Source organism: Mycobacterium sp. 1245499.0 (genome assembly GCF_001673615.1).
Lineage (GTDB): Bacteria > Actinomycetota > Actinomycetes > Mycobacteriales > Mycobacteriaceae > Mycobacterium > Mycobacterium europaeum_A.
On sequence record NZ_LZMG01000052.1, the window covers coordinates 1 to 8,019 of the forward strand.

Sequence of the window (8,019 nt, forward strand, 5' to 3'; positions counted from 1 at the left end):
CATCGCCACCCCGATGCCGACCGGCACGTCGGGCACGTCCCACAGCCGGGCCGAGTCGACCTGGAAATAGTCGCCGGTGAAGTCCACCAGTTGCCCGCCGAACAGCTCCCGGATGATCTTGATGGCTTCGCGCAGCATGTCCTGCCGGCGCGTGACGGTCGGCCAGCCCTTGCCGACGACGTGTTCGTTGAGGTTTTCACCGCTGCCCAGGCCCAGGGTGAACCGGCCGTCGGACAGGATCTGCACGGTGGCCGCCTGCTGGGCGACGACGGCGGGGTGATAGCGCATCGTCGGGCACGTCACATAGGTGTAGAGGTCGACCCGCTCGGTGGCCTGTGCCACCGCACCCAGCACCGCCCAGGCGTTCGGCGCGTGTCCTTGCGTGGTGAGCCACGGCGAGAAGTGATCACTGCACACGTGGAAGTCGAAGCCGCGCTCTTCGGCCGAAACCGCATATCGGACAAGGTCTTTGGGTCCACTCTGCTCGGTCATCAAAGTGTAGCCAAAATTCGTCATGCGTGACGGAGTACCCGACTACACAGAGCGCAAACGACGCCCTCGGTTACGACCCGCTGTGCGGCCGCGCCCTCAGCCCGCGGTGGTGATCGAGTCCCCGGTCACCCCGGCGGCCCGGCGCGCGGCGAGCCGGCGCTTCTGCGGCTCGATCGTGTAGCGAGGGTCGCCGGCCGATTCCTTGCCGGCCTCGAAGAAACCGAACCTCAGTGCGGCGGATGCCGTCAGCAACGCGAGGCCGGACAGGACCGCGACGCCGCGGCGCCGCCCGCCCAGCAGCGCGCCCAAACCGCCTGCGGCGGCGAGCCATTCGCTGGCCGTCAGGAGCCGTCCGGGCGTGCCGTGATGCAGCGGTTCCCTGGTCACCGGGTCCATCCGGCGCTCCATCACCCGAGTGCAGATCAGGTCGCCGACCGCGCCGATGACGGCGAGCTTGCGGGCGGGCCCGGCCTCGGCGACCCCGGTGGTGATCATCGCCAATCCCGAGGCGGCCAGGCTCGCCGAACTGACGAACACGAACGGCAGGTCCCGATACGCGGCGTTCCACGTCGGGGTCGCGGTGTCGGTGAGCAGCACCGCGGTGTAGACGGCGAGCGGCGCCGCGAACACCGCGGCTTCCAGTCCGGCCGGCCCCTCCACGGCGCGCAGCACGGGCCGCAACGGGCCCAACGGGATTCGCTCGCCGGTCATCCGGTCGACCTCGGCGGCAGAGGCAACGCCGATGCCGGCCGAGAACAGGCTGAGAATCCAGGAGCCGATGCTCATCGGCGAGGTCAGCTTGACCGTCCTCAGCATGTTGACGAAGCGCTCGGGCCGGCCCAGATCCTTCACCAGGGCGAGCGCACCCAGGGCGACCGCGATCAGCGCGGAGAGCCTGGTGTTGCGGCGCAACGTGTTTCGCCCGGTGAGCTGGGCACCGGCCGCCAGCAATCCGGAGCCGCCGGCGACGCCGCCCAGGAACAGGTAGGCCGCGACTTCGTGTCCCCACGGCGCGGGCTTGACCACCGGCCGCCCGTAATACGAGGTGAACTCGGCGTCGGGGACCATCGGCATCTCGCGGGAGCCGTCCGCGCCGCCGCGCCGGCCCGCGCGCCTGCCTTTGCGCCGCTTGCCGCCCTGGGGCTCCGGCGGACGGAAGCTGTCGAATTCCGACGTGCTCATCGGCTCCTCCAAAACGCCAGCGCGGCCGCGCCGACCATGCCGGCCGCGGCCAGGCCGGCGCGCTTGAACATGGCCGGCAGATCGGCCGTGCAGACCCGCGGGTCGGGCGGCAGCCCGTACACCTCCGGCTCGTCGAGCAGCAGGAACACCGACCCGGTGCCGCCGACGCCGTCATTCTCGTTGGCGCCGTAAAGCCTTGCCTCCGTGCGCCCCTCGGCGTGCAGCTGGGCGACCCGCTCGCGCGCCTGGGCCACCAGCTCGTCGTGATCGCCGAACTTGATCGATGTCGTCGGGCAGGTCTGGGCGCACGCCGGGATCTGGTCCTCGACCAGGCGGTCGTAGCAGAGCGTGCACTTCTGGGCGACCCCGGTGACGAACTCCTCCTTCGGCCGGCCCGGACGTTCCACCGGCGTCGCGTAGGTGCCGTCGCTGCGCCGTTCGACCACGCCGAACGGGCAGCCCGCCACGCAGGTGCCGCAGCCGTTGCAGACGTCGTGCTGCACCACCACCGTGCCGAACTCGGTGCGGAACAGCGCGCCCGTCGGGCAGACGTCCAGGCAGCCGGCGTGCGTGCAATGCTTGCACACGTCCGACGACATCAACCAGCGAAACTCCGGGGTGTGCAGCGGCTGCGAAACCGGTTCGGCAGCAGCGGTTTTCGCGGCGCCGGGCAAGGCGGGCATGCCGAGATCGATCAGGGCACGGCCGGATTCGCGGGCCTCTTCGATGCGCTCCCGGCCCTGCTCGATGAAGGCCACGTGCCGCCAGGTGCTGGCGCCCAGCGCGCCGGTATTGTCGTACGAGGACCCCAGCAGCTCGAGGTCGCCGTCGCGCGGGTTGCGGTTCCACTCCTTGCAGGCGACCTCGCAGGCCTTGCAGCCGATGCAGATCGAGGTGTCGGTGAAAAAACCCTTGCGCGGCTTGGCGTCCGGCCATCCGGCCGCCGCGGCCGGGTCAGTCGGCCCGGTCAGCTGACCCATCGGCTCCTCCTTCCCAGGCGGCGTCACTCACCCGTGTGTTGCCGGTTTCGGTGGTGACGCCCGAGCGTGACTGGTAGTCGGCGATCAGCCGCAACAAATCCTCGCCCTGCGGGCGGCGGCCCGGCCGGATGTCGCACGACCCGGCCTTGGACTCCTGGATCTGCACGTTGGGATCGAGCGTCACACCGAGCAGGTCGTTGGCCGCGTCCCCGCTGACCACCGCGTCGCTGCCGACTCCCCAGTGGTAGGGCAAGCCGATCTGGTGCACGGTGTGGCCGTTGATGATCAGCGGGCTCACCCGCTGGGTGACCAGCACCCGGGCTTCGATCGCGGCGCGGGGCGAGATGATGGTGGCCCACCCGTAGGGCTCGAGGCCGCGCTCGGCGGCCAGTTCCGGGGACACCTCGCAGAACATCTCCGGTTGCAGCTCGGAGAGGTAGGGCAGCCACCGGCTCATGCCGCCCGCGGTGTGATGCTCGGTGAGCCGGTAGGTGGTGAACACGTACGGGTAGACGTCGGCGCCCGGGTCACCGGCGCTGGGTGCGCTCAGATTGTCCTTGCGCGGGAACGTGATTCGCGCGGGATTGCGCTGCTGCGGATACAGCGCGTTGGTCACCGGTGACTCCTGCGGCTCGTAGTGCGTGGGCAACGGCCCGTCGACCACACCCTTCGGCGCGAACAGCCAGCCCTTGCCGTCGGCCTGCATGATGAACGGGTCGTCCCCGGCCAGCGCATCGGGTCCGCCGAGATCGGGGTCGGGCCGGCTGCCGGGAGCCCGGTCGGCCACGAAGTCCGGGACGTCGTAGCCGACCCAGCGACCCTGCTCCTCGTCCCACCAGACGTAGCGCTTGCGCTCGCTCCACGGCTTGCCGTCCGGGTCGGCCGACGCGCGGTTGTAGAGCACCCGCCGGTCCGCGGGCCACGCCCAGCCCCATTCCGATTGGCTCGGCGACTCACCGCCGTGCGGCACCCGGCGCGCCGCTTGGTTGGTGGCGTTCGCGTAGACCCCGGTGTAGATCCAGCAGCCGGCGGCGGTCGACCCGTCGGCGCGCAGCTCGGTGTAGGACGTCAACGGGCCGGAGCCGTCGACGCGATAGCCGTTGACCTCGGCCAGCACCGCTTCCCCGTCGGGCTCGCCGTGCTCGTCGGCGGGGTAGTCCCAGGTCAGGTCCAGCAGCGGCCGGTCGCGCTCGTCGGTCGACCCGGCCAGCCGTTGCCGGATCCGTTTGCCGAGCTCGTAGAAGAACTGCAGTTCGCTCTGGCACTGGCCCGGCGGCTCGACGGCCTTGTGCCGCCACTGCACCAGCCGCTGCGTCTGGGTGAAGGATCCGGCCTTCTCCACATGCGTCGCGGCGGGCAGGAAGAACACCTCGGTGTCGATCTCGGAGGTCTTGAGTTCGCCCGAGGCGATCTCGGGTCCGTCCTTCCACCAGGTGGCCGATTCGATGAGGTTGAGATCGCGGACCACCAGCCACTTGAGATGTGACATGCCCATCCGCTGCATGCGGCCGTGGGCCGAACCGACCGCGGGGTTCTGGCCGAGCAGGAAGTAGCCCTCGACCTCGTCGTCAAGCATCCCCATCACGGTCTGATAGGTGCCGTGCGGGCCGGACAACCGCGGCAGGTAGTCATAGGCCCAGTCGTTGTCGGCGGTCGCCGCGTCCCCCCACCACGCCTTGAGCAGACTGACGGTGTAGGCATCGGCGTTGGCCCAGAAGCCTTTCTGCTTCTTGGATCCGACCGCGTCGAGGTAGTCGGCCAGGGTGTCGTGCATGCCCGCCTTGGGCATCGGCAGGTACCCGGGCAGCAAGTTGAACAGCGTCGGGATGTCGGTGGAGCCCTGGATGGTGGCGTGGCCGCGCAGCGCCATGATGCCGCTGCCCGGACGGCCGACGTTGCCCATCAGCAGCTGCAAAATCGTTGCGGTGCGGATGAATTGGGCGCCGAGCGTGTGCTGGGTCCAGCCGACGGCGTAGGCGAAGCAGGTGGTGCGCTCGCGCCCGGAGTTCTCCACGATGGATTGGGCCAGGTAGTCGAAATCCTCGCGGCTGATACCGCAGACGTCCTTGACCATTTCCGGGGTGTAGCGGGCGTAGTGGCGCTTGAGGATCTGGAACACGGTCCGGGGGTGCTGCAGGGTTTCGTCGCGCTGCACCCGGGCGTGCGCCAGCGGCGGGCCGCCGCTACCGTGCTCCTGTCCGGCTCCGCTTTCCGAGGCGGTGGTGCCGTGCGTGTGGCCCCCGCCTGGGGACTCGATCTGGCCGTTGCCCTGCTCGTCGTAGGCCCAGCTCGACGTGTCGTACTGCCCGGTTTCAGGGTCGAATCCGGAGAACAGGCCACCGAGATCCTCGGTGTCCCTGAAGTTCTCGTTGATCAGGGTGGCGGCGTTGGTGTAGGCGACGACGTACTCGGAGAACCACAGGTCGTTGGACAGGATGTGGTTGATCAGCGCGCCGAGCAGCACCACGTCCGAACCGGCGCGGATCGGGATGTGCCGGTCGGAGACCGCCGAGGTCCGGGTGAAGCGCGGGTCGACGTGGATCACCCGGGCACCGCGCGCCTTGGCCTCTTCCACCCACTGGAACCCGACCGGGTGGCACTCGGCCATGTTGGAGCCCTGGATGACAATGCAGTCGGCATTGGCCATGTCTTGCAGTGATTGGGTGGCGCCGCCGCGCCCGAAGGAGGCTCCCAGACCGGGAACCGTGGCGCTGTGTCAAATACGAGCTTGGTTCTCGATCTGAATGGCGCCCGCGGCGGTGAAGAGCTTCTTGATGAGGTAGTTCTCTTCGTTGTCCAGGGTGGCACCGCCGAGCGCGGCGATGCCCATGGTGCGGCGCAGCAGGTTGCCCTTCTTGTCGATGTCCTGCCAGCTGTTGCGCCGCGATTCCACGAAGCGGTCGGCGATCATGTCGATCGCGGTGTCGAGCTCCAGCGGTTGCCACTCGGTGGCCCGCGGCGGGCGGTAGAGCACCTGCAGCTGCCGGCCGGGCGAATTCACCAGCTGCTCGCTGGCAGAACCCTTGGGGCACAAGCGTCCCCGCGAGATCGGCGAATCGGGATCGCCCTCGATCTGGACCACCCGCTCGTCCTTGACGTACACCCGCTGCCCGCAGCCGACGGCGCAGTACGGGCACACGCTCTGCACGACGCGGTCGGCCGTGGTGGTGCGCGGCGCCAGCGCGCGGGTCTGTTTGGAGGTGACCGCCGAGCCGCGGCCAAGCTTGTCCGTCGAGCGCAACTGGCGCAGGACGGGCCATTCCAGAAACACTTCGCGCAGGGCTTTTTTCGGGGCCATGTCCTAACCCTAGTGCGGTGGGCCCGATCAGCGCACCACGATGGTGTGTGCGCCGCGCGGTATCAGCTCGCCGATGACCGGCGCCCCGGGGATCTCTCCGGCGATCAGCAGCCCACCGGAAGTCTGCGCGTCGGCGAGCAGCAACGCGTCGTCCTCCCCCACGGCGGACAGGTCGACGTGCGGCGCCACCCAGTCGAGGTTTCGCCGGGTGCCGCCGGAGAGGTAGCCGGCCGCCAGCGCCGCCCGCGCGCCGTCCAGGTAGGGCACCGCCGCCGAATCGATCACCGCCGTCACACCGCTGGCCCGCGCCAGCTTGTGCAGATGCCCGAGCAACCCGAAACCGGTGACGTCGGTGGCACATTGGACCCCGGCCGCCAGCGCCGCCGCGGCCGCGTCGGCGTTGAGCGTGGTCATCACGGCGACCGCCTCCTCGAAGCGCTCCCCGGTGGCCTTGTGCCGGTTGTTCAGCACGCCGACACCCAGCGGTTTGGTCAGCGACAGCGGAGTCCCGGGTTTGCCGGAGTCGTTGCGCAGCAAGCGGTTTGGGTCGGCGATCCCGGTGACCGCCAGCCCGTACTTTGGTTCGGGGTCATCGACGCTGTGCCCGCCGGCCAGGTGGCAGCCGGCCAGTGCGCACACTTCCAGCCCGCCGCGCAGCGTCTCGGCGGCCAACTCGAACGGCAGCACCTCGCGCGGCCAGCCCAGCAGATTCACCGCGACAACCGGGCGCCCGCCCATCGCGTAGACGTCGGACAGCGCGTTGGTGGCAGCGATGCGGCCCCAGTCGTAGGCGTCGTCGACCACCGGGGTGAAGAAGTCCGTGGTCGCGATCAACGCCGTGCCCTCTTGGATGCGCACCACCGCCGCGTCGTCGCCGTTGTCCAGGCCCACCAGCAGCTCCCCGAACGGGTCGCGCGGCGGGTTGGAACCCAGCCCGCGGACCACGTCCTCGAGCTCACCGGGCGGGATCTTGCAGGCGCAGCCGCCCCCGTGGGCGTATTGAGTCAATCGGTACGTCACGGCGTCCATGGTGCCCGCGCGCCGAAGGCTGCGACAATTGGCGCCATGGCTCAAGGAGGCGTGTCCGGTCTGGTGACCGGCGCGGTCTTCAAAACCGTCGAACGGCAGTCGCTGTCGTTGGCGGGTTCAATTCCCGTCCGCCTCCGCCATGTTCTTTCGGGTCCGCGATGACCGATCCGCGCCGACGGGTGCCCGGCACCGACACGCTGCTCGCCGATCCGCGGCTGGCCGCGGCGCAACGAGTGCTGGGCCGCGCGCTGGTGAAGTCGGTGATCGCCACGGCGCAGCGGCGGGCCCGCGCGGGCGAGATCGCACCCGAGCAGGTCGCCGAGCACGCGATCGCCGCGCTGCCCGCCACCGCCTCGAGCCTGCGGCCGGTCATCAACGCCACCGGCGTGGTGGTGCACACCAATCTGGGCCGCGCGCCGCTGTCGCGGGCCGCGCTGGACGCGGTGGTCGCCGCCGGCGGGGCCACCGATGTCGAGTTCGACCTGGCGACGGGCCGGCGCGCGCGCCGGGGCCGGGGCGCGCTGGCCGCGCTGGCCGCCGCGGTCCCGACCGCCGGCGGCGTGCACGTCGTCAACAACAACGCCGCCGCGCTGCTGTTGACCGCCATGACGCTGGCCCCCGGCAAGGAGATCGTGCTCAGCCGCGGCGAACTGGTGGAAATCGGTGACGGCTTCCGCATCCCCGAGCTGCTGGAATCCACCGGGTCGCGGCTGCGCGAGGTAGGCACCACCAACCGCACCAGCCTGCGCGACTACGCCGAGGCGCTGGGCCCGCAGACCGGTTTCGTGCTCAAGGTGCATCCGTCCAACTTCCACGTCACCGGGTTCACCTCGGCCGTGGACGTCGCGACGCTGGCGCCGGAACTGCGCAAGCTCGACGTGCCGCTGGTGGTCGACATCGGCTCGGGCCTGTTGTCGCCGCACCCGGTGTTGCCCGACGAGCCGGACGCGACGTCGATGCTGGCCGACGGCGCCGACCTGGTGACCGCGAGCGGGGACAAACTGCTCGGCGGGCCGCAGGCCGGGTTGCTCTTCGGCC

General features: G+C 70.1%; 6 protein-coding genes and 1 tRNA gene. 2 read left to right on the forward strand and 5 right to left on the reverse strand.

Annotated features, from left to right (window positions below; translation table 11 throughout):
- The 5 genes from A5646_RS02335 to selD form a co-directional block, all read right to left on the reverse strand.
- Positions 1-516: TIGR03557 family F420-dependent LLM class oxidoreductase (locus A5646_RS02335; RefSeq protein ID WP_156765495.1), on the reverse strand; the 516-nt coding region annotated here is incomplete at its 3' end.
- 72 nt (positions 517-588) lie between these two features.
- Complete coding sequence (gene nrfD / locus A5646_RS02340) at positions 589-1,674, reverse strand: NrfD/PsrC family molybdoenzyme membrane anchor subunit (RefSeq protein WP_066878728.1); 1,086 nt, start codon at positions 1,672-1,674, stop codon at positions 589-591.
- Entirely contained in the window at positions 1,671-2,654 is a 984-nt protein-coding gene (locus A5646_RS02345; protein WP_067019574.1) for a 4Fe-4S dicluster domain-containing protein, read from the reverse strand. The genes nrfD and A5646_RS02345 overlap by 4 nt, the downstream gene beginning before the upstream one ends.
- Positions 2,629-5,952 carry a formate dehydrogenase gene (fdh, locus tag A5646_RS02350; protein ID WP_156765496.1) on the reverse strand — a complete coding sequence of 1,108 codons (3,324 nt, stop codon included), beginning with the start codon at positions 5,950-5,952 and terminating at the stop codon, positions 2,629-2,631. Before fdh ends, A5646_RS02345 begins: the two co-directional genes overlap by 26 nt.
- 27 nt (positions 5,953-5,979) lie before the next feature.
- Positions 5,980-6,981 carry a selenide, water dikinase SelD gene (gene selD, locus A5646_RS02360; protein ID WP_369806900.1) on the reverse strand — a complete coding sequence of 334 codons (1,002 nt, stop codon included), beginning with the start codon at positions 6,979-6,981 and terminating at the stop codon, positions 5,980-5,982.
- A gap of 45 nt (positions 6,982-7,026) precedes the next feature.
- Here selD and A5646_RS02365 point away from each other — a divergent pair.
- Positions 7,027-7,121 (forward strand) — tRNA-Sec (locus A5646_RS02365).
- Positions 7,122-7,139: 18 nt separating this feature from the next.
- The coding region (gene selA, locus A5646_RS02370) for an L-seryl-tRNA(Sec) selenium transferase (RefSeq protein WP_067019583.1) at positions 7,140-8,019 on the forward strand (880 nt) is incomplete at its 3' end.